The sequence below is a fragment of the Bacillus sp. SIMBA_154 genome (assembly GCF_046536015.1).
Lineage (GTDB): Bacteria > Bacillota > Bacilli > Bacillales > Bacillaceae > Bacillus > Bacillus pumilus_P.
The window spans coordinates 1-260 of the sequence record NZ_JAWJBV010000375.1 but is presented as its reverse complement, the minus strand read 5'-3'; the positions used below and the strand labels follow the sequence as shown (position 1 = coordinate 260).

Annotated in this window: 1 protein-coding gene; it reads left to right on the top strand. The window is 58.5% G+C overall.

Annotation, left to right across the window (positions count from 1 at the left end; translation table 11 throughout):
• Nucleotides 1-37 precede the first annotated feature (37 nt).
• The coding region (locus R0K30_RS22430) for a hypothetical protein (RefSeq protein WP_410613106.1) at nt 38-260 on the top strand (223 nt) is incomplete at its 3' end.

The window sequence follows — 260 nt, the reverse complement described above, 5'->3', positions numbered from 1 at the left end:
CTACAGGCTTGCACTAGTGACTCCGGCGAAGAGTCCCTTGCTGACTGACTGGCCTTGGGTGCCTTCCGATTTCGAGCTCGACCTCAGCGATGAGCTGCAAGTCGTGCACGGTGGGTATGTTGTTCCGCTCTTCGTCGGTCATCGTGTCACCGCGTATCTCGTCGCACAGGAACACGCTGATTCTGTTCCTGAGGGTCTGACAGTTCTGCAGCACATCAGCACTGTGGCTGCACTCGACGCCGTGGACGTTCAACGACGCC